A 23,695-nucleotide genomic window follows, 5' to 3' on the forward strand; every position below is an offset into this window, starting at 1 on the left:
GAATTGTAAAACTAAGGATTGTGAGTCCTTAATTCACATAAAAAAACGACTCTAACATTCAAAATATGAATTTAGAGTCGTTTTTTTAAGTTTTCAAATTACATTTTTTCAAATAACCAATGCATTTTCAGTAGCCTCACATCGGCAAGCGGCTTTTCGTCTTCTTTTATTTTATTGTATTTGCAATTGTTTTGATTTCCTTTCGCCACGAATCGCTGCTTGAGCTGCTGCTAATCGAGCAATCGGCACCCGGTATGGGGAACAACTGACATAGTCTAAACCTGCCTTATAGAAAAAGTCGATTGAACTCTTCTCGCCACCATGTTCCCCACAAATTCCGGTCTTCAATTCAGGCTTTGTTTGCCTTCCAAGCTTAACTCCTGTCTCAACGAGTTTTCCAACTCCTTCTTGATCGAGTACAGCGAACGGATTCTCTGGAAGCACTTTATTTTCTATATACGCCTGTAGAAATTTCCCTTCAGCATCATCTCGACTATAGCCGAATGTAGTTTGAGTTAAGTCATTCGTCCCAAATGAGAAGAAATCCGCCTCCTCAGCAATTTCATCTGCCGTAAGTGTCGCGCGTGGAACTTCAATCATCGTTCCCACTGTATAATTAAAGTCTTTTCCAGTTTCCTCTTTAATAAGATTCGCACAATCAGTCACTAGTTTTCTCATTTGTCTTAACTCATTTACATGACCGACAAGAGGAATCATAATTTCTGGTTTCGTTTCAATTCCTTTATCAGCTAAATTGGCAACCGCATAAAAAATTGCTTTTACTTGCATTTCATATATTTCCGGATAAATCATGCCAAGGCGACAACCACGGTGGCCAAGCATTGGATTAAACTCGTCAAGCTGGCGAACTTTCTTAAGGAGTTGTTCTTTTGCTTTTAGCTCTTCTGAATCTGGATTTGTTATTTTTAATTTCGTTGTCTGGATGATTAATTCTTCTTTATCTGGCAAAAACTCATGCAATGGAGGATCTAATAAGCGAATGGTTACAGGAAAACCTTGCATGGCTTCAAGAATTCCTTCAAAATCCCCCTGTTGCACTGGAAGTAATTTAGTTAAAGCTGTCTGCCGCTCATCAAACGTTTCCGCTAATATCATTTCCTGCACAACTGGAACTCTACTCGCATCCATAAACATATGTTCCGTACGGCATAAACCGATACCTTCGGCCCCGAACTCACGCGCCTTTTTAGAATCTTCTGGATTATCTGCATTTGTACGAATTCCAAGTGTACGTACTTCGTCAGCCCATTTTAATAATTGTTGAAATTCTTCCGATAAATCCGGATCAATCATCGGAATTTCGCCAAGCATCACTTCCCCTGTTGCCCCATCGATCGTAATGATGTCTCCTTCTTTCACCGTTGTTTCTCCTACATGAAATTCCTTAGCATGTAAATCGATCTTCAAAGACTCACACCCACAAATACAAGCTTTCCCCATTCCTCTAGCAACTACAGCCGCATGGCTTGTCATTCCCCCTCGAGTTGTAACGACCGCTTGAGCGGCAACGATCCCGTGAATATCATCTGGAGTTGTCTCAGGGCGAACCAAAATCACTTGCTTTCCTTCTTTTGCTAAAAGTTCCGCTTCATCCGCATCGAAAATGACACTCCCTGTAGCTGCACCAGGGGAAGCAGGGAGTCCCTTTGCTAGCTGAGTCCGTTGATAATTTTCATCTATTCGGCGATGAAGCAATTGGTTTAGTTGATCAGGGTCGACGCGAAGGAGGGCTTCAGACTTACTAATGATTCCTTCTCCAACCATTTCAACAGCAATTCGAATGGCAGCCTGTGCTGTCCGCTTGCCATTGCGTGTTTGTAAAATAAAAAGTTTCCCACGTTCAACCGTAAATTCAATATCTTGCAAATCTTTATAATGTTGTTCAAGTACATTACACGTTTCGGCAAATTGCTCAAAAACTTCAGGCATTTCAACTTTCAGCGTCTCGATTGGTTGTGGAGTTCGAATCCCCGCAACAACATCTTCACCTTGTGCATTTATTAAATACTCTCCATATAATAGGTTTTCGCCAGTAGATGGATTTCGTGTAAAGGCGACTCCCGTACCCGAATCATTGCCCATATTTCCGAACACCATGCTTTGAATATTAACAGCTGTACCTAGATTGCTAGGGATTTTATTTAACCGTCTGTAAACAATTGCCCTTTGATTATTCCAAGAATCAAAAACAGCTTGAATAGAAAGATATAGCTGTTCCTTTGGGTCTTGTGGAAATGCTTTTCGTGTATGCTTTTTAACGATTTGTTTATAACCAGCAATAACTTCCTTCCAATCGTCTGCACTCAATTCAGGGTCTGAATGATAACCTTTTTCCTCACGTGTTTCTTCAAGCAACTGCTCAAAAAAGAATGTATCTACATCTAAAACCACATTCGAGAACATTTGAATAAATCTTCGATAGGAATCATAAGCAAATCGAGGGTTGTTTGTTAACTTGGCCATTCCTTCAACCGTCTCATCATTCATCCCTAAATTTAAGATCGTATCCATCATACCTGGCATCGAAAAAACAGATCCAGAACGGACAGAAACTAATAGCGGGTTTTCAGGATCGCCTAGCCTTTTCCCGGTTCTTTCTTCAAGAAGACTTAATGATTCAAGCACCTGATTCTGTACTTCGGCAGGAATGTTCCTATCTGCATCGTAATAAGCATTACAGGCATGTGTTGAAATAGTAAACCCAAATGGGACTTGAAGCCCAATCTTTGTCATTTCTGCAAGATTTGCTCCCTTTCCTCCAAGAAGATCTCTCATTTCACTATTTCCCTCATTAAACATATACACAAATTTTGTCATTATGTAGATCTCCTCTCACTTTTTAAAATATCTAAAATTAAGTTCGCCGTCTCTTCGATTGCTTTATTGGAAACATTAATTATTGGACAACCTACTCTTTTCATAATTTTCTCCGCATAGTCAAGCTCTTCTAAAATGCGCTCAAAACTTGCATAATTAGCCTGTGAAGTAAGTCCAAGTGCTTTTAAACGCTCTTTGCGGATTTCATTTAGCTTATCAGGTGAAATAATTAACCCGACACATTTATTTCTTGGGACTTGAAAAAGTTCATCAGGTGGTTTTACTTCTGGTACAAGCGGTACGTTGGCGACTTTATACCTTTTATGAGCTAAATACATTGAAAGTGGTGTTTTTGACGTCCGGGAAACACCAATTAAAACAATATCTGATCGAATAATCCCCCGCGTGTCACGGCCATCATCATATTTCACTGCAAACTCAATCGCTTCAATTTTCCTGAAATATTCATCATCTAGCTTTCTAACTAATCCAGGCTGATAGTTCGGCTCTTTTTCAAATTTTTGTTCAAAAGCATTCATTAACGGGTTTAACAGATCAACAGCAAGCATTCCTTCTTCTTTTGCTCGCCGATCCAAATATTCTTTTAATTGAGGAACAACAATTGTATAAGCAATAATTGAACGTTCACTTTTGCTAGCTAAAAGCAGAACATCTTCAATATCCTCGGAGTCTTCCACATACGAACTTCTTTGGATATCGATGCTACCTCCATTAAACTGACTTGCCACAGCTTTTACGACAAACTCTGCTGTCTCTCCGACCGAGTCAGAAACGATATAAACAACTTCTTTACCCTTCAACAATCATTCACTTCCAATCAAATTAAATTTCGAGCAGTTCAACATAAGCTCTAGTAATCGTCGTCTTTGTAATCCGTCCAACGACTTCGTAGAGATGCTCTTCTTTATTCACTACTTTTACAACCGGCATCGAATCAATATGATTATGTATTAGTTTTTTTGCTGCTTCGAGAAGGCTTTCATCTTGATTAATCATCACGATATTAGGCATTCGTGTCATAATCACACTCACAGGTAATTCTTCAAGATTGTTATTGCCAATCGCAGCTCTCAAGAGATCTTTTCGGGAAATAACACCCGCAAGTAGTCCTTGTTTATCTACTGCATAAAGCGTCCCAACATCCTCTAGAAATATTTGCACAATCGCGTCATACACTGAGGCTGATCTTTGAACAACGATGGGGTGAGCTTTATAATTATTCACTAACTGCTTTGCCAGTTTTGATACTTCAGTGCTTTTTTCACTTTGAGGATTGAAAAAATAACCGACACGGGGTTTCGCATCCAAACTTCCAGCCATGGTCAGAATCGCTAAATCAGGTCTCAGTGTTGCCCTAGTCAACGAGAGCTTTTCAGCAATTTCCTTACCAGTTATCGGTCCATCTTTTTTAACGATTTCAAGAATTTCTTGTTGACGCTTTGATAGTTTAATAGAAATCACCGCCCCACTTAAAAAACAATTAATATGTTATATTTTCGTTAAATGTGTTATGCTTATTTATATATAGTATATTACATTTAAACAAATCTTGATACAAGATATTTTTGCGATTTTTGGCAAATTTCCAAAAATTTATTCACTAAATCTCCAAAAAAAGCGCCTTCCATTAAACAACGGGTTCGGTTTTGAAGTACAACATACAAATGAACATTGCTTTTAGTATAGTAATTCGCACTAGAATTTAAAAGCAATTTGGCAAGTAAATCGGCAAAGAAAGATGCTTGGAGACAGACATATGCTCCAAGCGTTTTTTATACCAAGATAAGCACCGCAGTTAAGCGATTTCTAAATCTCCAAGAATCACCAGGAAATAAGCTACTAATTTATCCATCTACAAGACAAACTAAGATTTTGATAGCGATGCATCCCCTTCCTCTGCTCCATCCCAACCATTAAAGAGCGAATCCTCACGAACTTAGAAGAGGGATACAGCATGGTTTGGTAAATAAACGGAGAAATTCCTCTTAATGTGAAAATAGCACGAAAAATAGATTAAATAGACGGAGAGATTCCGCCTATTTAGTTAAAAAACATGAAAATGGACCATTTTGCTTTGCTTAACCGGAAAATCTCCGCTTATATCCCCCGAATTGAGCTCTATTCTGCAGTTTAACCGGAAAACCTCCGCTTATTTAAACGATCACTGGTTACTCAATTAAGGATAAGAAAGAATGTCTGCTTCCTTTATCCACCTCCCAGACATCCCCCCCTAGTAGTTAAACATCATTTTTAGCACACCAATTGACATAACCATTAGCATGCGAATTTTCATGTTGACAAAAACTTATGTCACCATGATAAAAAGGGTTTCGAAATTCAGGACGTTAAACCCTATATATATCAACAAAAAAGAAGCAGTCTAATTCAGTTGCGAATAGGACTGCTAATTGGTGTGTTAATTTAATTTTGTATTCGAAAACCGAACCCGTTACATTAAAAACAGGTCGCTAATTTTGAGTATTCACTAATTTTCTACCGCTATAATAGCTGTTACCAATTCATTTCTAATAATATTGGGCAATGATCACTCCCCATTATCTGCGAATCAATCTTTGCTTCCTTTATAAATGAGGCTACTTTATTGGATACTAAAAAGTAATCAATCCGCCAACCGATATTTCTTTCACGGACTTTATTCATATAGGACCACCAAGTATATGCCTCTTCCTTGTTTGGATGTAAGGAACGAAACGAATCAACAAAGCCACTTGCTAGTAGCTTCGTCATTTTTTCTCTTTCCTCATCTGTAAACCCAGAATTCCCCTTATTTGACTTATTATTTTTTAAATCTATCTCTTGATGGGCAACATTCAAATCACCGCAAAGAATTACAGGTTTTAGCTGATCGAGCTCAAGCAAATACTCCCTTAATCGGTTCTCCCACTCAAGCCGAAAAGTAAGTCGAGCAAGATCCCGTTGTGAATTCGGTGTGTATACATTTACAAGATAAAAATCAGCAAACTCAAGAGTAATAGCACGCCCTTCACAATCATATTGCTCAAGGTCAATTCCGTATTTTACAGAAATTGGTTTTACTTTCGAAAAAACAGCGGTGCCTGAATATCCCTTTTTCTTGGCGTAGTGCCAGAAATCATGATACCCTTCCAAATTTAAATCGATTTGTCCTTCCTGCAGTTTCGTTTCCTGAATACAAAAAAGATCGGCATCTATTTTCGTGAAATAATCAATAAACCCCTTTTTACAGCAAGCACGTAATCCGTTCACATTCCAAGACACAAATTTCATTCCAACAATTCTCCTCTAAAAAAATAAAAGGAATAACCATTAAGTTATTCCTCTAAATAATAATATAAACGTAACGGCACGTTTAAGTGATATGCATTGCCAATTTTATTATTGATTAAAGCTGCGAGAAAGGTTGGCCATTTCAACCGCGCTTGAAGCTGCTTCCCAGCCTTTGTTCCCTGCTTTAGTCCCAGCTCTCTCGATTGCTTGCTCAATTGAATCAGTAGTTAAAACGCCAAAAGTAATCGGGATTCCACTATTCATGGAAGCCGCAGCTACTCCTTTTGCTGTTTCACTGCAGACAAAATCAAAATGTGGAGTTGCTCCACGTATAACAGTTCCTAGTGTAATAATTGCGTCATAACGTTTGCTGTTCGCCATTTTTTGGGCAATCAATGGAATTTCAAATGCACCCGGAACCCAAGCGATATCGATATCTTCATCTTGAACACCATGTCTTTTCAGCATATCTTCTGCTCCACTTAATAACTTGCTCGTAATAAATTCGTTAAAACGTCCAACAACGATTCCAATTTTAAGACCTGTACCAATTAAGTTTCCTTCGTAAGTTTTTACCATGAAAATGCCTCCTAAATTAATTAATATGCAATAAATGTCCTAATTTTGTTTTCTTTGTTTTTAAGTATTGTTTATTTTCTTCTGAGATTTGCATTTCTAACGGAACACGTTCCACCACTTCTAGGCCATAGCCTCCAAGTCCACTAATTTTTCTAGGGTTATTCGTTAGCAGCTTCATCTTTCTAATACCAAGATCGCGTAAAATTTGAGCACCAATTCCATAATCGCGTAAATCCGGTGCAAATCCTAATTGTTCGTTCGCCTCAACAGTATCAAGCCCATTCTCCTGAAGTTTATAGGCTTTCATCTTATTAATTAGACCGATTCCTCGCCCTTCTTGTCTCATATACAAAAGTATGCCGCAACCGACTTCATTTATTTGACTTAATGCTGCATGCAGTTGAGGGCCACAGTCACAGCGTCTAGACCCAAAGACATCCCCAGTCAAACATTCTGAGTGAACTCTAACAAGAACTGGTTCCTCCGTTGTAATATCCCCTTTTACTAAAGCTACATGGTCCTTTCCATCAATCGTATTTGTATACCCGATGGCTTTAAATGGCCCAAACTCTGTCGGTAGATCGATTTCTACTTCCCTTTGAACAAGTTTTTCTTGACGGTTTCGGTATTCAATTAAACTCTTAATCGTGATCATCTTAAGATTAAAACGATTGGCAATTTCACGTAGTTGAGGTACTCGTGCCATTGAACCGTCTTCATTCATGATTTCACAAATAACACCTGCTGGAGCTGCTCCTGATAACTTAGCTAAATCTACAGCTGCTTCCGTATGACCTGCCCTTCTTAACACTCCACCTGGTTTTGCAATTAATGGAAAGATATGACCAGGTCTTTTAAAATCTGTTGGTATTGAGTCAGGATTAATTAATTCCAATACCGTTTTGCTTCGTTCATGTGCTGAGATACCAGTAGTTGAGCTCTTATGATCAACACTTACTGTGAATGCTGTCCCATGCGGATCCGTATTATTGTACGTCATATGATTCAAATCAAGCCGTTCGGCAATATCTGCTTCAATAGGTACACATACAAGACCACGACCGTGGGTAACCATAAAATTAATTACTTCTGGAGTCGTTTTTTCTGCTAAAGAAATAAAGTCTCCCTCATTTTCTCGATCTTCATCATCACAGACAATGACAATTTTTCCGCTCTTCAAGTCACTAATGGCCTCTTCAATTTTATCGAACATTTCCGTTCCCTCCTATGCGAAACCGTTTTCTTCTAAAAAACTCTTCGTGAGTGTAGGATTTTTCTGTTGTTGACCAGTACCGTTGAGAATATGATGTACATATTTTCCAATCATATCGCACTCAATATTTACCATATCTCCAACTTGCTTTTCACCGATAATCGTTTCTGACATCGTATGCGGAATTAATGAAATCGTAAATGTTTGCTCTGATACACCAAAAATTGTTAGGCTCGTCCCATCTACTGTAACTGATCCTTTTAACATCATCGTTTTCGCTAATTCTTCAGCCACTTCAATATCATAATAAACAGCATTTTCAACTCGTTCTTTACGGATAATCTTTCCTGATCCATCCACGTGGCCTGATACGAAATGCCCTCCGAATCGACCACCTGCTGCCATTGCTCGCTCTAAATTCACACGAGATCCAGGCTTTAAATCGCCAATATTTGTTGCCTTTAACGTTTCTGGCATCACATCAGCTGTAAAGTTTCCCGAAGTAAAAGAAGTCACTGTTAAACAGACTCCATTGATCGCAATACTATCGCCAAGATGAACATCTTTTAACACCTTCACCGCGTCAATCGATATTTCATACATACTTCCCGATTTTCGGATCCCAGTATACGTCCCTATTTCCTCGATGATTCCTGTAAACATTCTGTCAACTCCTTAATACTCTGCCCCAATAAAATACAAGCTGTTTATACTCATATATTCCCTAAAAATGAACAAACTACAGCCTCCTCTTAAACAAATATAAAAAGACCCTGAAGAATATACAATTCAATCAGGGCCTTAAAAAGTCAATAGAGAAATAAAGGGTAGTGTAACGACACTCTTCCCTTCCATCAATTAATTTGACAAATTTCCTTCTCCCATCCAGACTTTTACTGTCGGTTCTGGAGTTCCACCAGATCCACCGTTTAGCAGCTAGGCTAACCGGGTCACGGACTAAGAAGCTTCGTTCGCTTCATCACCGCCGGTTGGGAATTACACCCGACCCCGAAGGAATATATGATTATCTTTATTATAATGCTTTTGTTAAAAAAATGATATAAAAAAGTATAAAATTGCTAAAAGGAAATATGGAAATTCACAACTTTATCACATATTTTGTATATGAGCATTCACTTTCACCTTCTACGTTCTATATTTTTATTTCCCTTTTTAGCTCTTCGAAAATAACATCGGTCACAAATCGTAAAGGTTGAATCATCTGCGAGCCATTCCCCACATTTTCTACATTTTTTTCGAAAGTTTTCAACTTCATCTTTAAGTTGATCATGCACGCTGTCACTTATTTCTTCCCGAACTCTTTCCCAGTAAACCGCCTCCGTCTTTTTTCCTAGCTTGTATAAAAATAAAAGGTGAAGACCAAGCGCTTTATAAGAGAGTTCAAAATCTTCTAGTCCTTTTCTTTTTATCACCGGTTCCGGTAAATCCCTTCCATCTACGAGCGCAATCATCGTATCTAACCACTGTCGAACTAGTGCTGGTTCCTTTACCGAAAATGGCAAATGTAAAAATCCATATAACTCCATCATTGAGAATTGAGCTTCAATTTTCGTTCCCCGTATCAGCTCATATAATTCAAGCTCTTCATCTAGTGAAGCTTTTTTTGTTCCTTTTGGTGGATCAAATTTCTCCCATAGTTCAAAAAAGTTATTTAAATGACGATAATGGTGTTGAACGCGTTGAAAAACTGTTGCTGTTGGTGCAATGGCGAAAGTTTCAACTGGTTTATCAGTCTGATTCAGTAATGTATTCATATATTTAATATCAGCTGTGAAAGCAACTTTTCCAATATCGTAGATTCCTTTTCTACCAGCACGACCAGCAATTTGTTTTACTTCTTGGGAGGTTAGCCGCCTCCTTCTCGTCCCATCAAACTTCTCAGTTTCAAGGAAAACTACCCTTCTTATCGGAAGGTTTAATCCCATACCAATTGCATCCGTAGCTACAACAACCTTGGTTTGGCCTTTATTAAATAATTCAATTTGTTTTTTTCGTGTTTCTGGCGGCATGCTTCCGTAAATCATACTTACAGAATGCCCACTTCGTTTAAGTTTCGCCGCCGTTTCAAGCACTTTTTTACGAGAAAAACAAATAAGCGCATCTCCTTTTCTCGTATGTTTTAATTCAAATTCATTTTGTTCTACCTCCAGTGGGGTATCACGTGTATATTCATGAAGTTCAATTTCAACCCCTTCAAGTAGAGAATAAAGCATGTTTTTAATGTTCCTGCTACCAATAATATGAACTTCCCGAGCATTTGCCTTTGTAATTGCCTTGAACCAAGAAAACCCGCGATCTTTGTCCGCAATCATTTGCGCTTCATCAATGACTAAAACCTCATAAAAGTCTTTTTCATGGAACATTTCTACTGTACTTGCAATATGATGGGCACCTTCAACAAGCTTTTCTTCCTCTCCTGTTTTCAAGGAACACAGTACCCCCTCATCATTCAATTTATCATATACTTCAAGGGCAAGGAGTCGCAATGGCGCAAGATATAAACCACTTTTTGCAGCTTTCATAGGTTGTAACGCTCGATGTGTTTTTCCTGTATTCGTCTCACCTATATGTAATACATAGCGTAGATTTGTGCCAATTGAAGGAATATAGGCTTTACCGAAAATATCCTCCATCATCTTCGCCTCTGCAATCCTCTTCCGTTCAAACTCTGCCAGTTCTTCCGCCCTTTTATGCTCCCGTTCCTTGATGTGTTTCTCAAAGATTTCCAAATGAATTACTTCTTCAAAAGGGGTTCCAGCAATCCCCAATAAATCAATAAAATATTCTTCAGTTATCGCTTCTAGTATTTCAGAGGTTAAATCATAGAAATGATCACCGTACCATACATTTAATTGGTCTTCACTTAATATAGTATGAAAGATTTCTTTATGCTCGACCTCCCATTTCTTGGGGAGTTGCTTTACTATCTCTTTAGGAGCCATTTCATAAACAAATTCCAATATTAATGAATGATAATAGTCGTAATATGTTTCGTACTCAAACGAATGTTTTCCACGATTATTAGAAGACTGGACCGCACCTGTTAACTCTTCAAAAAAATCATCCACTGTTAAATAATCAGAAGAATTAAAATGTCCATCGACAATTAATTCATCTGATAGGCGAGAATAAGAAAATTTTGGATTTTTAGATAAATCATGTTGCAAATGCTTCGCTACATAGTGGCGAACAGGCAAATATAATAAATAAAAGTTTTGCTTCAAATAATTATCTACCCACTTTTCAAGCATCAACATAAAGTTTGTTCGCTTTTCTAATATCTTTTCTTCAATTTGGCGTTTTCGATAGGATTCTCTTGCCCGAGTATACCTTTCCGTCCAATGTTCCGGTTTGTTTGCAAATTTCTCATTAAGCCATTGAACGACATCAAAAGGCTTGTAATTTTTTATTTCTTGGCGAAAGAGTTTATTGATTACTTTTTTGTCTACTCCCTCTGTTTCATAACCAAGGTTTTGAAGAATTTGTTTTTTTTCCTTTTTCGGGATATCATTTGAAGCTTTATTGATCCAGACATTGACCCAGATTTGTTCAACAAATAATTCCCTCGAAGTAAGATATTCATCAAAAGTGGATATGAACTCCTTGATTTCCAAAAAACGATCTATATCTTCAACTATCTTTTGTTTTGTTTGCTGAATTGCTAGATGATACGTTTGTTCTAATTTACTCATCAGTAAAGCCTCCTTCCTCATTTCTTCTATTATATGTAATAATGTAAAAACCTGTCCGATATCGGACAGGTTTTTTATTTTCTATCGGACGAGAGCTATGATTCCTTCGTCATCATCCAGAACTAACTCAATTCCCGAAAAAGGATCTTCTCCTAATACTTGGTCGATCCACATTCTTAATGCCTCAATCATATTCTGTTTAATGAGGATTTGCTTCCGCCCATTAACAAACGTTTCAGCAGAAAATCCATAATCATCATCATACATTAACTCAACAACCACATCCTCAGGAGCGACTTGCTTTTTATCAGCAATGTACAAACAAATGGCATTGACGATGTCTTGTTCACTAACTTTTACCGACGCCACTGATCTTCCTCCCGAGTACGGTTTTTTTGCTTAATTACTGAAATAACTCTACTAATAATCATAAAAATAAGGACAATTCCAAGAACGTTAATCATCATCCCCAGAATTGGGCCAAGCCCGCCCATTCCCGCTAACAGACCTCCAAATAATAAACCGGCAATTCCACCATACATAATCCCGCGCATTAGACCACCACTATTATTGTTTCTCGTCGTAGTAGCATTTGTACGGTTATCAACTGTGTTATTTTGCTGACGATTAACATTATTTTGATTTTGACTCGGAGTAGGATTAAAGTTTTTAGAACCTGAGCGGTATTTCTTCGCACTTACCTCCGTTTGTTGAACATCTTGAAAGACAACATTTCCAACTGGTGAAAAAACAATCGTAATAGCAACGATTGCAGCTAGTAACTTCTTTATCAATTCTTCTACTCCCTTTCTTCTGTATATTTCACATGTATCTATTACGGTTTTATTATAAAAAGGTTTCGTCCATTTCACAAGAAATACAAAATTTGAACTTGACCCTTTCCACGGAGGGAGTTCGTAGGATTTTCAAAAATTATCACTCTTCTACTCAGAGAAATTATGCTGAAATTGATAATTAAATACATTTTAACTAAAAACCTGTAAACTTTTACAATTTATGTTTTCATAAATTAGTCACAATTAGGTTGATAGGTACGAATGATTTCCATGGTAAAATGACCCTAAATGAGTACAGTGATTTAAATCACATTTTCTCACAACTTAATTTCAATTTTGTGAACATCACTTGAGAAAACAGCTCAAAAACATTAACAAACAAAAGATTTTGAAAGGAGAACGGATATGAAAATTAAATGGTTTTTATTATCCATTTTTTTCACCATTACCACTGTGTTAACTGCTTGCGAGCCATTATTAGTGCTTGACCCGAAAGGACCACAAGCTGCTAGGCAAGCGCAGGACACTTGGTTATTAATTATTTTAATGTCATTTATTGTCCTTGTAGTCTTAGCTCTATTAGTCTTTATTTTACTTAAATATCGTGCTTCAAAATTAGATCCAGATTATGAACCGCCACATATGGAAGGGAGCGCTTGGGTAGAAGCAACATTTATTGGTATTCCCATCATTATTGTTGCATACCTTTCATTTGTGTCTGTGCAAAGTAACTATATTGTTGAAGCCACCCCACAAGGTTACGAGGATAAAGAACCATTAATCGTCTATGCTTCTTCTTCTAACTGGAAATGGCATTTTAGTTATCCCGAGGAAGATATTGAAACATTAAACTACTTATATATTCCGACAGACCGAGCCCTTGAATTTAAATTATATTCATTCGGACCAATTACAAGCTTTTGGATTCCACAGCTCGGAGGTCAAAAATATGCAATGAGTGATATGGTAACCACCTTGCATTTAGCGGCCGATGTACCAGGGGAATACATGGGACGAAATGCAAACTTCAGCGGACAAGGCTTCGCGGAAAATACATTTCCAGTGACAGCGATGACCCAAAAAGAGTTTGATGAATGGGTAAATGAAGTAAAAGAAACAGCTAAGCCAATAACAGAAGAAAAATTCAATGAGCTGTTAGAACCTGGACACCTTGGAAGAATGACTTTTACAGGAACTCATTTAGACTTTAGACCTGCTCCAGAACATGATCATGGTTCTTCATCTTCAAATGAGGAATACGAACATGATGAAAATGATGAGGATCATAGTCATTAAAAGATAAAAAGTCAATTTTACATTTACTAAGAAACGATGTTAATAGATATTGAAGGGAGTTTATCGGAATGGAATTCTTTGAACGCTTTGCAATTCCACATCCAAGTCCAGCCATTTATGCCTCTATGGTTGCAATCGGACTAACGGTCATTGCAATTATCGCTGGATTAACCTATTTTAAAAAATGGGGCTACTTATGGCGCGAGTGGTTAACAACCGTTGACCATAAGCGGATTGGAATTATGTATTTAATCTCTGCTTTGCTTATGCTTTTCCGCGGCGGCGTTGACGCAATTATGATGCGTGCACAACTTTCTGCCCCGGATAATACTTTGCTCGATTCACAGCACTACAATGAAATATTCACCACACACGGAATAGTCATGATCCTTTTCATGGCAATGCCGTTCATCTTTGCGATGATGAACTTTGTGATGCCTTTACAGATCGGTGCGCGCGACGTGGCGTTTCCACGGTTAAACGCATTAAGTTTTTGGCTCTTTTTCTTCGGAGCAATGTTATTTAATATCTCCTTCATCATTGGAGGTTCTCCTGATGCGGGTTGGACTTCGTATTTCCCGCTAGCTGGGAACGAGTTTAGTACTTCAGTAGGAACAAACTATTATATGCTTGCTATCCAAATCTCTGGAATTGGTTCACTAATGACCGGGATTAACATGATCACTACAATTTTAAAAATGAGAGCACCTGGCATGACTTTAATGAAAATGCCGATGTTTACTTGGTCAACATTAATCGCGAACGTGATTATCGTGTTTGCTTTCCCTGTACTAACTGTTGCACTTGCAATGGGAACGTTCGATCGCTTGTTTGGAACTAATTTCTTTACTATGGATAACGGTGGAATGGATATGCTTTGGGCCAACCTTTTCTGGATTTGGGGCCATCCTGAAGTTTACATCTTGATTCTCCCAGCATTTGGTATTTACAGTGAAATTATTTCTACTTTTTCACAAAAAAATCTTTATGGTTACAAATCAATGGTCGCCTCAATGGTTGTCATCTCGCTCCTTTCCTTTACAGTCTGGGTTCACCACTTCTATACAATGGGGCAAGGTGCATTAACAAATAGTATTTTCTCAATTACAACGATGGCGATTGCCGTACCTACGGGTGTAAAAATCTTTAACTGGCTGCTAACGATGTGGAAAGGAAAAATAACGATTACCACACCAATGCTTTATTCGCTTTTGTTTATTCCACTTTTTACCCTTGGTGGAGTAACAGGTGTCATGCTAGCAATGTCAGCAGCAGATTATCAGTACCATAATACGATGTTCCTAGTTGCTCACTTCCATAATACGATTATCCCTGGTGTCGTATTTGCGATGTTAGCTGGTCTTACTTTTTATTGGCCAAAAATGTTTGGCTTCATGCTAAATGAACGACTTGGCAAATGGGGCGCATGGTTGCTTGCAATCGGCTTCTGTTTAACATTTTTCCCGATGTATATAACTGGTCTAGATGGTCAAGCTCGCCGGATGTACACGTATTCTGAAGTAACTGGATTTGGAACTTTAAATATGATCTCTTTCATCGGTGCGGCTATTATGGCCATCAGCTTTTTGGTTATTGTCTATAACATCTATTACAGCACTCGCTACGCTTCAAGGGATATTGGTGCAGATCCTTGGAATGCACGTACGATTGAATGGGCTACCCATAACCCTGTTCCACAATACAACTTTGCGATTACACCAGAAGTTAAATCATATGAAGCTTTATGGGATGCAAAGAAAAAAGGACATGTCTTGTTTAAAGGGAAATACGAAAAAATTCACATGCCAAGCAATAGCGGTGTTCCGTTTATCATGAGTGCCATCTTCTTTGTTTGGGGATTCTCACTCGTGTTTAGCTTATGGATTCCTGCGATCATTGCGACACTTGGAATCTTTGCTTGCATGGCTCACCGTTCATTTGAGAAAGACGACGGTTATTATATTACTGTTGAAGAAATTGAAGAAACTGAAACAAAAATGCGAGGTGCTAAATAATGAAACTCAATAACTCGCTTCCACTTGAATATGGTACGGAACAAAATAATTTAAATGTATTAGGCTTTTGGATTTTCATTGGAGCAGAAATCATGCTCTTCGCTACCCTGTTTGCGTCCTATTTTACGCTTGAAAATCGTACAGGAAGCGGTCCTACTGGAGCTGAAATTTTTGAACTTACTCCTGTTCTGATTGAAACATTCCTACTGTTAACAAGTAGTTTTACCATTGGTCTAGGTGTTCATGCAATGCGACTTGGAAATAAGAAAGCAATGCTTAGCTTCTTTGCGATTACCCTGTTACTTGGGCTTGCTTTCCTCGGTGTGGAAATTTATGAATTCTTCCACTATGTCCATGTTGGTGCAGGCATTCAAACAAGTGCCTTCACTTCTATCCTATTATTAACATTAGGAACGCATGGAGCTCACGTGACCATTGGGTTATTCTGGGGGTTATTCATCATCCTACAAGTGAGAAAGCGCGGGTTAACACCACAAACGGCTAACAAATCATTCATTTTTTCGCTTTACTGGCATTTCCTTGATGTCGTTTGGATCTTTATCTTTAGCTTTATCTACTTGAAAGGAATGATGTAAGAATGAGAGAATTATTTCCAGCTAAACAGGTAATGGGCTTTGCCTTTTCCTTGTTACTAACTGTGATTGCCTTAGCTGTGTATTTCTTTGATATGTCCTTTCAAACTGGTATGATCATCCTGCTTCTTACTGCATTTGTTCAAGCTGGCGTTCAATTAACTGTGTTTATGCATGCTGGAGAAACCGAAGATAAGGCGGCAATCTATACAAATGTATACTACGGAGTAATTATCGCCCTGATAACAATTTTTGGAACGTTGCTCACAATGGTTTGGGACATGGGCTAAGACATCATGCTAATTTAATTTAGAATTAAGTTTTATCTAAGGAGTGCCCTCTTCCAGGCACTCCTTATTTCAACCTAAATGGAATAACGTTGTTATGATACCTTTTCGGTACTTCAACCCTTCCTTTGAGTTGGTTCATGTGCATTTCTTCAGTTGCTACAAAGAAAACCCCCATAATAAAGATAAAAACTGCCCCAACAATCGCTCCTAAACCAATTCCCACCACCAAATTATGATGAACGAAAAAACCAACTAAAAAGGTCACCAACCCGAGCGTAAAAGAACTACCACCAATGATTTTTACCGCATTTAAAACCTTTATATATGCTGTTATAATAACCACCCTCTCTTATAGATTACATAGTTTTTATCCGAAAATTCAGATAATATGGACAACAATAAAATGGAAAAAATCTTCCTTAATTTATACTTTAACAAAAAAAAGGTAAAAAGGACACAAAATGTTCACAAATACTTCATATTTTTTTCATAATTTCATTATAATTACTTTTTTACAAGAATTATTAGAAAATGAATTGACATCCACCGATTTACTGTAGTAAAGTTTAGGGAAAATTATAAATCAAATAAAATTCTTATCAAGAGAGGTTGAGGGTCTGGCCCTATGAAACCTCAGCAACCAGCAACGATTTTTGTTGAAAAGGTGCTAAGTCCAGCAAGTTATCAAACTTGGCAGATAAGAAGAAGATTTCGTTCATAACACAGCCAAGTCTTCTTCTTGTAAGAAGACTTTTTTTATTTTTACTCACAACCTTTAAGAATATGCGGACATAGGAGTGTTGAATATGTTAAAAATCAATTCTAAATTAGCTCAAATTGGAAATCGTAGTGAAACAAGTACTGGTACTGTCAATCCACCAATCTACTTATCCACCGCTTATCGTCATGCAGGAATTGGCCAATCAACTGGCTATGACTATACGAGAACCGGAAATCCTACCCGTGAAATACTAGAAAATGCAATTGCTGACCTAGAAGGAGGAGATCGTGGGTTTGCCTGTAGCTCTGGAATGGGTGCCATCTTAACCGTACTTAATCTTTTTCAATCTGGTGACGAATGGCTTGTGTCAAAGGATTTGTATGGTGGTACATACAGAATCCTTGAACAAAGTTTTAAAAAATGGGGATTAAGTTGTCAATATATTGATATGAGCAATTTAGACACCGTTGCCGCTGCGGTTACGTCCAAAACAAAGGCGATTTTTATTGAAACACCGACCAATCCGCTCATGGAAACTGCTGATATTGAAGCAATTTCTAAGCTTGCTAAAGAAAAAGACATTCTTGTCATTGTTGATAATACCTTTTATACCCCTCTTATTCAAAAGCCTCTGACAATGGGTGCTGATATCGTCATTCATAGTGCAACAAAATATCTTGGTGGACATAATGACGTATTAGCGGGGCTAATTGTTGCTAAGGGGGAGGAACTTTGTGATTCCTTATTCCTTCATTTTAATGGTGGTGGAGCAGTTCTAAGCCCATTCGATTCTTGGCTGTTAATCCGTGGAATGAAAACATTGGCCTTAAGAATGGACAGACATGAAAAGAATGCTGGTGCACTTATAGAATTCCTAAATGGACATGATGCTGTAACCGATGTCCTTTATCCAGGGCGTGGCGGAATGCTATCCTTCCGAATTAAGCATGAATCATGGGTAAATCCATTTTTACAAAACTTATCACTTATTACGTTTGCGGAAAGCCTCGGTGGAGTAGAAAGCTTTATCACTTACCCTGCCACTCAGACACATGCTGATATTCCAAAAGAAGTTCGGGAAGCAAATGGTGTTGATGATCGTTTGCTCCGCTTCTCAGTTGGAATTGAAGATGTTGAAGATATCAAAATGGACTTAGACCAAGCCTTTCAAAAGGCAAACCAGGAGAGATTATAATGGCAAATTACGAATATTCTTTTGAAACGCAATTACTTCATAATAAACATAAATTTGACTCTGCTACTGGAGCAGTAAGCGTACCTATCCAGCATGCATCGACGTTTCATCAACCATCTGTCGACGAATTTGGAAAATTCGACTACAGTCGCAGTTTAAACCCAACGCGCGAAGCCCTTGAAGAGCTGATTGCAGAGATGGAAGGTGGTACGAGAGGATTTGCATTTTCTTCAGGAATGGCGGCCATTTCTACCGCTTTTCTCCTGTTATCACAAGGAGACCATATTGTCATTACTGAGGATGTATATGGCGGTACCTTCCGAATGGTTACTACTGTACTTAACCGATTCGGAATTGAACATACATTTGTTGATATGACGAATATTGACGAAGTGAAAGCGGCTGTACAACCGAATACGAAGCTCCTCTATATGGAGACCCCGTCTAATCCATTAATGAAAGTAACTGACATCCAGGCTGTCGTCGAACTAGCAAAAGAAATTGGTGCGCTTACCTTTGTCGACAACACATTCATGACTCCCCTTCTTCAGCGTCCTTTGGACCTTGGAGTCGATGTTGTGCTTCATAGTGCTACGAAGTTCTTAGGAGGTCATAGTGACACCTTATCAGGCTTAGCTGTTGTAAAAGATGAAGAACTTGGTAAAAAGCTCTATACGTTGCAGAATTCTTTTGGAGCTGTTCTAGGTGTCCAAGATGCTTGGCTCGTAATGAGAGGAATTAAAACATTATCAGTAAGACTGAAGCAAGCTCAGGCGAGTGCACAAGAAATCGCTCAGTTCTTAAAAGATCACCCTCTTATAAAGAAAGTTCACTATCCGGGGTTAGAGGAGCACCCACAATATCAAATCCATAGCCAGCAATCTGAAGGTCCAGGGGCAGTATTATCATTTGAACTAGAGAACGAAACGCTTTTCAATGAATTTGTTAAGCATGTAAAACTGCCGGTATTTGCAGTTAGCCTTGGAGGCGTGGAATCAATTTTGTCCTATCCGACGAAAATGTCTCATGCTGCGATGCCTGAGGCTGAACGAGCAAAACGCGGAATCACAAATACGCTCCTTCGTCTTTCTGTAGGTCTAGAAAGTCCAAATGATATTATTAGTGACTTCACTCAAGCTTTGGAAGCTGGTTCTCGTAACTTAATTAAGGAGAGATGAGTCGAATGAGGTTGCTAGATCGCTTGAAAACAGAAATTTTAATAGCGGATGGCGCCATCAGTACCCTTCTCCACTCCTACGGAACAGATAGTTGTTTTGAAGAATTTAATCTCTCCCGCCCCAATGATATAGTAAAAATTCATCAAGCCTATATCGAGGCCGGTGCAGACATTATTCAAACGAATACGTATGCGGCAAACTATATCAAACTACAGAGATATGGTTTAGAGGATCAAGTAGCAGATATTAATCGTGCTGCCGTTAAGCTCGCTAGAAAGGCAGCCAGTGAAACTACTTTTGTATTAGGAACGATTGGTGGAATTCGCGGTCTCCACCCTACAACGATTACGTTGGAAGAGATAAAAACTTGTTTTGAAGAGCAACTTGAATGTTTACTATCTGAGGAAGTTGATGGCATTCTCCTTGAAACCTATTATGATTTTACTGAATTAGAAGCAGTTTTGGCTATTGCTCGCGAGAAGACAGAAAATTTAAGCGATTGATATCCGAAGGTAAAATTGAGGAAGCAGCTGAAGTTGCCCGAGCTCAAGTTAAAAATGGTGCCGGCTTATCTGGGCTGTTTGAAAAATCGGCACAGCAAATGGTACTGACATCACATGATATGAAAAAGGCCGGAATTGATACTCCAATATTGGTTGGTGGAGCAGCTCTCACTCGCAAGTTTACTGATAATAAGATTGCAAGCGAGTATGACGGACTTGTTTTATATGCTAAAGATGCAATGAATGGCTTATCTCTCGCTAACCAGCTTCGTGACCCTAATGAGGTTGAAAAAATTATTGCTGAGAAAAAAGAAAAAGTTGCAACTCAAACGACAAAAATGGATACGAGCGTGAAATCAGCAACCGCTACAGCCGTATTGACAAGGCCGAAAACGGTAAGTAAGGCACCAGTACTTGTGCCACAGGACTTAAAGAAACATCTGCTAAAATCGTATACACTTAGCCATGTAGAACCTTATATCAATAAACAAATGTTGATTGGACACCACCTTGGTGTGAAAGGAAAAATTGAAAATCTTCTTGCTCAAGGTGATAAAAAAGCGTTAATGGTTCATGACGTTGTTCAATCATTGTTGTCCGAGGCATCAGAAAATCAGTGGATTTCACCACGAGCAGTATACCAGTTCTTCCCTGCTCAATCGGATGGAAACAAAATCCTCATTTATGATCCTGAACAGCCTAATAAAGTGATTGAAACATTTGAATTTCCGCGTCAAGAAAGCCTCAGTAACTGCGATTGTTTTCTCTCATCCAGAAGCTAGATATTTTAATGTGTTAAGATAACCTAAAAGGGCAGGCTTCTTCTCTATTATAGTCGAGAAGAAACCTGCCCTTATTTTTGGAAGGAAAAAATTCTATTCTCCACCTATTTTTCGTATTCCTTCGCCTTTTCCTATTAGGGAATGGGCTATTTTGTTTGATTAAACAATTTTATAAACGACTTGTCCGGCTAGTACTTGCTTTCCAAGTTGATTCACTGCCTCTACATCGAAAGTAAGCAGATTGCTGTTTCTTTCTTTTAATTCAGCTTTTAAAGTCACTATATCGTTTAAAAAGACCATTCCTTTAAAGCGAATTGAAAAATCCTGAATAAACCCTTCTTCATAATACGGAGTAAATAACTTCGAAAGATTGCCCATCGTCCACATCCCGTGGGCAATAATTCCTGGTAACCCTGTATTTTTTGCTTCATCATCAATTGTATGAATTGGGTTAAAATCACCAGATGCACCAGAATATTTGATTAAATCCATTCTTGAGACTGGATTAAGCTGAATCTCTAGGAGGTTATCGCCTACCAGCATGTCGGTAATCTGAGTCATACGTTCATCTCCTTCCGAACCTTCTCTGTGATGATCATCACTAATTCTGAAGTGAAGATGGTGTTCCCTAATTCATCCTCACCATTATTCTCATATACAATAAAGGTCATTTTTCCACTGCCACCGTCTCTCTCGTAGCAATCTTTTACTTTTGTATAGCAATATACAGTTTCACCTACGAATAATGGTCGCTCATAATGATAGGATTGTTGACCATGAATCAAACCCCTTTCTGGCCAAACTAACCCAGAAATCTCACCAAAATCAAATACTCTCGGAAAAGTTGCTGGAGCAATATTTCTACCATACCGAGAGTTTTTCCCTGTTTCCTCATCAACATAAATTGGATGAGCATCCCCTATAGCCTCAGCAAATTTTTTTACTGCGCCGCGTTCAACCGCATTTTTGACCTTATTAGAAACCTTACCAATCAAATTTTCGTACACCCTCGTTCCCCCTTTTAAAAATGATCATATGTAATCACTTGCCAATCAGCAAATCATCCGATTTCAGACTTTATGCTTGTACACAATAACGTAGTTCCCTAAGAACCAGGATGTAATTTGCATATAATTACATTATATTCAAAAATTTCAGAAATCACAAGAGGTGCAAATTGTAGGATATTGTCTAATTATATAAAAACCTCCCGCTGTGTCATTTTTTAGACCAACGGGAGGGTTTTTTAATCTTCTATAACTACCTTTTCCATAACATCCCCATTTTTCATTGCTTGTGCAGCCTCAAGACCGGATGTTACTTTTCCAAAAACAGTATGAACACCATTCAAATGCGGCTGCGGCTCATGAACGATGAAGAATTGGCTGCCACCAGTATCCTTACCCGCATGAGCCATTGATAAAGCACCTGCTACATGCATATGAGGGTTTCCTTGTGTTTCACATTTGATCGTGTAACCAGGACCTCCTGTACCAGTTCCCTGAGGGCATCCTCCTTGTGAAACAAATCCCGGAATGACACGGTGGAAGGATAATCCATTATAGAAACCTTCTTTTACCAACTTTTCAAAGTTTTCAACTGTACCTGGAGCTTCATTTGAATATAATTCAAACTCAATTTTATCTCCACTTTGCATTTGTATGTATCCCTTTTTCGTCATATAAAAACAACTCCTTCGTTTAAAATCAAAGTTATCATACCATTTTTTTTAGATAAAATAAAAGTCCTAGCCTATTTTTCTTCAAAAGAATTTATGATACAATTACAAAAGCTTCTCCCGAACATTTCGCTCGTTGCGGGACACTTAACCACTGTACGGACGGGAGAAGGCCTGCTTATGCAGGGGATATAGACTACTACGTGTCACTAACCGTTAGCCTTAACTGATTAAGCTCTTGATAAATACAAACAATTTCCTCCAAATTCATTCGAACCAGTCCACTAGAGGATGGGGCGACAAAATCAATTGTCCCCTTAACAATTAATTCATCCTGAATTCCCCACCCCACATCTTTTTTCTTACTATATGCCTGATAAACTCCTTTTCCTACAAAACAAGCAATCTTAGGACGAAACTTTTCTATTTTTTGTTTGAGCTGTTCTCCCCCCTCTTTATATTCTACCTTTGTTATTTCATCCGCTCCTTTAGTTGGCCGGGAAACGATATTTGTGAGACCATACCCAATTTCCAATAGTCTCCTATCCTCTGAAGAAGCATATTTCCTTGAAGTTAATCCAGCTTTATATAAAATCGTCCAAAAACGATTATTCGGATTAGCATAATGATGACCTGTTTCACTTGAGCGAATACTTGGATTATACCCGATAAAAACGATATCAAGATTTGGATTTAAATGATCAGCAATTGACTTCATCTCCTCACCTCTTTCAATTATTTTACATATCTGTTTCAGTATTTCCACATTTCATGCTTAAAAAGTATGTCCGTTGACATAATAAAAACAAGATGCTTGTACAAAAGGAAAAATAGGAGGAAGACCAATGCGGGATAAAACAAAATCACCAAAAGACCAGCTAGATCCTACAAATGAACAACATAGTCTTCTCTGTAATGATGATTTATTTTACTCTAGTCTTAGAGCTGCTGCTGAGGATGCAGAACAAGGAGACCCTTTGTTCCAAAAGAAAAATAAATAAGATGCCAAAAAAGGC

22 protein-coding genes, 2 pseudogenes and 2 riboswitches are annotated in these 23,695 nt (G+C 38.2%); of the genes and pseudogenes, 9 read left to right on the plus strand and 15 right to left on the minus strand.

Translation table 11 applies throughout. The annotated features are described in order from the left end of the window. Positions 1 to 171: 171 nt before the first annotated feature. The 10 genes from ppdK to GNT69_RS06430 form a co-directional block, all read right to left on the minus strand. Positions 172 to 2,838 carry a pyruvate, phosphate dikinase gene (ppdK, locus tag GNT69_RS06385; protein ID WP_203554142.1) on the minus strand — a complete coding sequence of 889 codons (2,667 nt, stop codon included), beginning with the start codon at positions 2,836 to 2,838 and terminating at the stop codon, positions 172 to 174. After that, positions 2,838 to 3,659, minus strand: coding sequence for a pyruvate, water dikinase regulatory protein (locus GNT69_RS06390; RefSeq protein WP_203554859.1), 822 nt, complete (start codon positions 3,657 to 3,659; stop codon positions 2,838 to 2,840). Before GNT69_RS06390 ends, ppdK begins: the two co-directional genes overlap by 1 nt. Before the next feature lie 22 nt (positions 3,660 to 3,681). Further along, positions 3,682 to 4,317, minus strand: a complete 636-nt coding sequence (gene ccpN / locus GNT69_RS06395; protein WP_203554860.1) for a transcriptional regulator CcpN — start codon at positions 4,315 to 4,317, stop codon at positions 3,682 to 3,684. Between the two features lie 1,053 nt (positions 4,318 to 5,370). Continuing rightward, positions 5,371 to 6,126: an exodeoxyribonuclease III gene (locus tag GNT69_RS06400; RefSeq protein WP_203554143.1), complete on the minus strand. Its 756-nt coding sequence runs from the start codon at positions 6,124 to 6,126 to the stop codon at positions 5,371 to 5,373. 108 nt (positions 6,127 to 6,234) lie between these two features. Continuing rightward, on the minus strand, positions 6,235 to 6,705 hold the full coding sequence (ribH, locus tag GNT69_RS06405; protein WP_203554144.1) for a 6,7-dimethyl-8-ribityllumazine synthase: 471 nt from the start codon (positions 6,703 to 6,705) through the stop codon (positions 6,235 to 6,237). Positions 6,706 to 6,721: 16 nt separating this feature from the next. Further along, positions 6,722 to 7,918: a bifunctional 3,4-dihydroxy-2-butanone-4-phosphate synthase/GTP cyclohydrolase II gene (locus GNT69_RS06410; RefSeq protein ID WP_203554145.1), complete on the minus strand. Its 1,197-nt coding sequence runs from the start codon at positions 7,916 to 7,918 to the stop codon at positions 6,722 to 6,724. Positions 7,919 to 7,930: 12 nt separating this feature from the next. Continuing rightward, a complete protein-coding gene (gene ribE / locus GNT69_RS06415) occupies positions 7,931 to 8,581 on the minus strand; it encodes a riboflavin synthase (protein WP_203554146.1) in 651 nt (216 codons plus the stop codon). A 206-nt stretch (positions 8,582 to 8,787) separates the two neighbouring features. Further along, positions 8,788 to 8,938, minus strand: a riboswitch (FMN riboswitch). 119 nt (positions 8,939 to 9,057) lie between these two features. Then, the gene (locus tag GNT69_RS06420) at positions 9,058 to 11,631 is read right to left on the minus strand and encodes a DEAD/DEAH box helicase (RefSeq protein ID WP_203554147.1); all 2,574 of its coding nucleotides are present in this window, start codon (positions 11,629 to 11,631) and stop codon (positions 9,058 to 9,060) included. A gap of 81 nt (positions 11,632 to 11,712) precedes the next feature. Further along, positions 11,713 to 12,000, minus strand: coding sequence for a DUF2653 family protein (locus GNT69_RS06425; RefSeq protein WP_203554148.1), 288 nt, complete (start codon positions 11,998 to 12,000; stop codon positions 11,713 to 11,715). Next, a complete protein-coding gene (locus tag GNT69_RS06430) occupies positions 11,988 to 12,425 on the minus strand; it encodes a hypothetical protein (protein ID WP_239094083.1) in 438 nt (145 codons plus the stop codon). The genes GNT69_RS06425 and GNT69_RS06430 overlap by 13 nt, the downstream gene beginning before the upstream one ends. A gap of 408 nt (positions 12,426 to 12,833) precedes the next feature. On the opposite strand from GNT69_RS06430, the gene qoxA reads away from it, so the two are divergent. The 4 genes from qoxA to qoxD all read left to right on the plus strand — a co-directional run bounded on the left by qoxA (position 12,834) and on the right by qoxD (position 16,622). Then, the gene (gene qoxA / locus GNT69_RS06435; protein WP_203554149.1) at positions 12,834 to 13,724 is read left to right on the plus strand and encodes a cytochrome aa3 quinol oxidase subunit II; all 891 of its coding nucleotides are present in this window, start codon (positions 12,834 to 12,836) and stop codon (positions 13,722 to 13,724) included. Positions 13,725 to 13,792: 68 nt separating this feature from the next. Then, on the plus strand, positions 13,793 to 15,739 hold the full coding sequence (qoxB, locus tag GNT69_RS06440; protein ID WP_203554150.1) for a cytochrome aa3 quinol oxidase subunit I: 1,947 nt from the start codon (positions 13,793 to 13,795) through the stop codon (positions 15,737 to 15,739). Then, positions 15,739 to 16,335, plus strand: a complete 597-nt coding sequence (qoxC, locus tag GNT69_RS06445) for a cytochrome aa3 quinol oxidase subunit III (protein WP_203554151.1) — start codon at positions 15,739 to 15,741, stop codon at positions 16,333 to 16,335. Before qoxB ends, qoxC begins: the two co-directional genes overlap by 1 nt. Positions 16,336 to 16,337: 2 nt before the next feature. After that, positions 16,338 to 16,622, plus strand: coding sequence for a cytochrome aa3 quinol oxidase subunit IV (qoxD, locus tag GNT69_RS06450; RefSeq protein ID WP_203554152.1), 285 nt, complete (start codon positions 16,338 to 16,340; stop codon positions 16,620 to 16,622). 64 nt (positions 16,623 to 16,686) lie between these two features. Here qoxD and GNT69_RS06455 read toward each other — a convergent pair whose 3' ends face one another. Continuing rightward, positions 16,687 to 16,965 (minus strand): hypothetical protein, encoded by a 279-nt coding sequence (locus GNT69_RS06455; RefSeq protein ID WP_203554153.1) that lies wholly within the window; start codon positions 16,963 to 16,965, stop codon positions 16,687 to 16,689. Between the two features lie 250 nt (positions 16,966 to 17,215). Further along, positions 17,216 to 17,326, plus strand: a riboswitch (SAM riboswitch). A 102-nt stretch (positions 17,327 to 17,428) separates the two neighbouring features. Between GNT69_RS06455 and GNT69_RS06460 the strand changes: the two genes are divergently transcribed. The 4 genes and pseudogenes from GNT69_RS06460 to GNT69_RS06475 all read left to right on the plus strand — a co-directional run. Next, complete coding sequence (locus GNT69_RS06460; protein ID WP_203554154.1) at positions 17,429 to 18,538, plus strand: methionine biosynthesis PLP-dependent protein; 1,110 nt, start codon at positions 17,429 to 17,431, stop codon at positions 18,536 to 18,538. Then, complete coding sequence (gene metC / locus GNT69_RS06465; RefSeq protein WP_203554155.1) at positions 18,538 to 19,716, plus strand: cystathionine beta-lyase; 1,179 nt, start codon at positions 18,538 to 18,540, stop codon at positions 19,714 to 19,716. Before GNT69_RS06460 ends, metC begins: the two co-directional genes overlap by 1 nt. A 5-nt stretch (positions 19,717 to 19,721) precedes the next feature. Then, positions 19,722 to 20,204: pseudogene (locus tag GNT69_RS06470) on the plus strand (homocysteine S-methyltransferase family protein); the annotation flags it as partial. A 74-nt stretch (positions 20,205 to 20,278) separates the two neighbouring features. Then, positions 20,279 to 20,956: pseudogene (locus GNT69_RS06475) on the plus strand (vitamin B12 dependent-methionine synthase activation domain-containing protein); the annotation flags it as partial. 204 nt (positions 20,957 to 21,160) lie between these two features. On the opposite strand, the gene GNT69_RS06480 reads toward GNT69_RS06475, so the two are convergent. The 4 genes from GNT69_RS06480 to mug form a co-directional block, all read right to left on the minus strand. Then, positions 21,161 to 21,562: a MaoC/PaaZ C-terminal domain-containing protein gene (locus GNT69_RS06480; RefSeq protein ID WP_203554157.1), complete on the minus strand. Its 402-nt coding sequence runs from the start codon at positions 21,560 to 21,562 to the stop codon at positions 21,161 to 21,163. Next, positions 21,559 to 22,008, minus strand: a complete 450-nt coding sequence (locus GNT69_RS06485; protein ID WP_203554158.1) for an FAS1-like dehydratase domain-containing protein — start codon at positions 22,006 to 22,008, stop codon at positions 21,559 to 21,561. The genes GNT69_RS06480 and GNT69_RS06485 overlap by 4 nt, the downstream gene beginning before the upstream one ends. Before the next feature lie 239 nt (positions 22,009 to 22,247). Further along, on the minus strand, positions 22,248 to 22,682 hold the full coding sequence (locus tag GNT69_RS06490; protein WP_203554159.1) for a peptidylprolyl isomerase: 435 nt from the start codon (positions 22,680 to 22,682) through the stop codon (positions 22,248 to 22,250). A gap of 196 nt (positions 22,683 to 22,878) precedes the next feature. Beyond that, positions 22,879 to 23,397, minus strand: a complete 519-nt coding sequence (gene mug / locus GNT69_RS06495) for a G/U mismatch-specific DNA glycosylase (RefSeq protein ID WP_203554160.1) — start codon at positions 23,395 to 23,397, stop codon at positions 22,879 to 22,881. Positions 23,398 to 23,524: 127 nt separating this feature from the next. Between mug and GNT69_RS06500 the strand changes: the two genes are divergently transcribed. Then, complete coding sequence (locus GNT69_RS06500) at positions 23,525 to 23,680, plus strand: hypothetical protein (RefSeq protein ID WP_203554161.1); 156 nt, start codon at positions 23,525 to 23,527, stop codon at positions 23,678 to 23,680. Positions 23,681 to 23,695 lie beyond the last annotated feature (15 nt).

It is taken from the genome of Bacillus sp. B15-48, from assembly GCF_016879755.1.
Lineage (GTDB): Bacteria > Bacillota > Bacilli > Bacillales > Cytobacillaceae > Mesobacillus_B.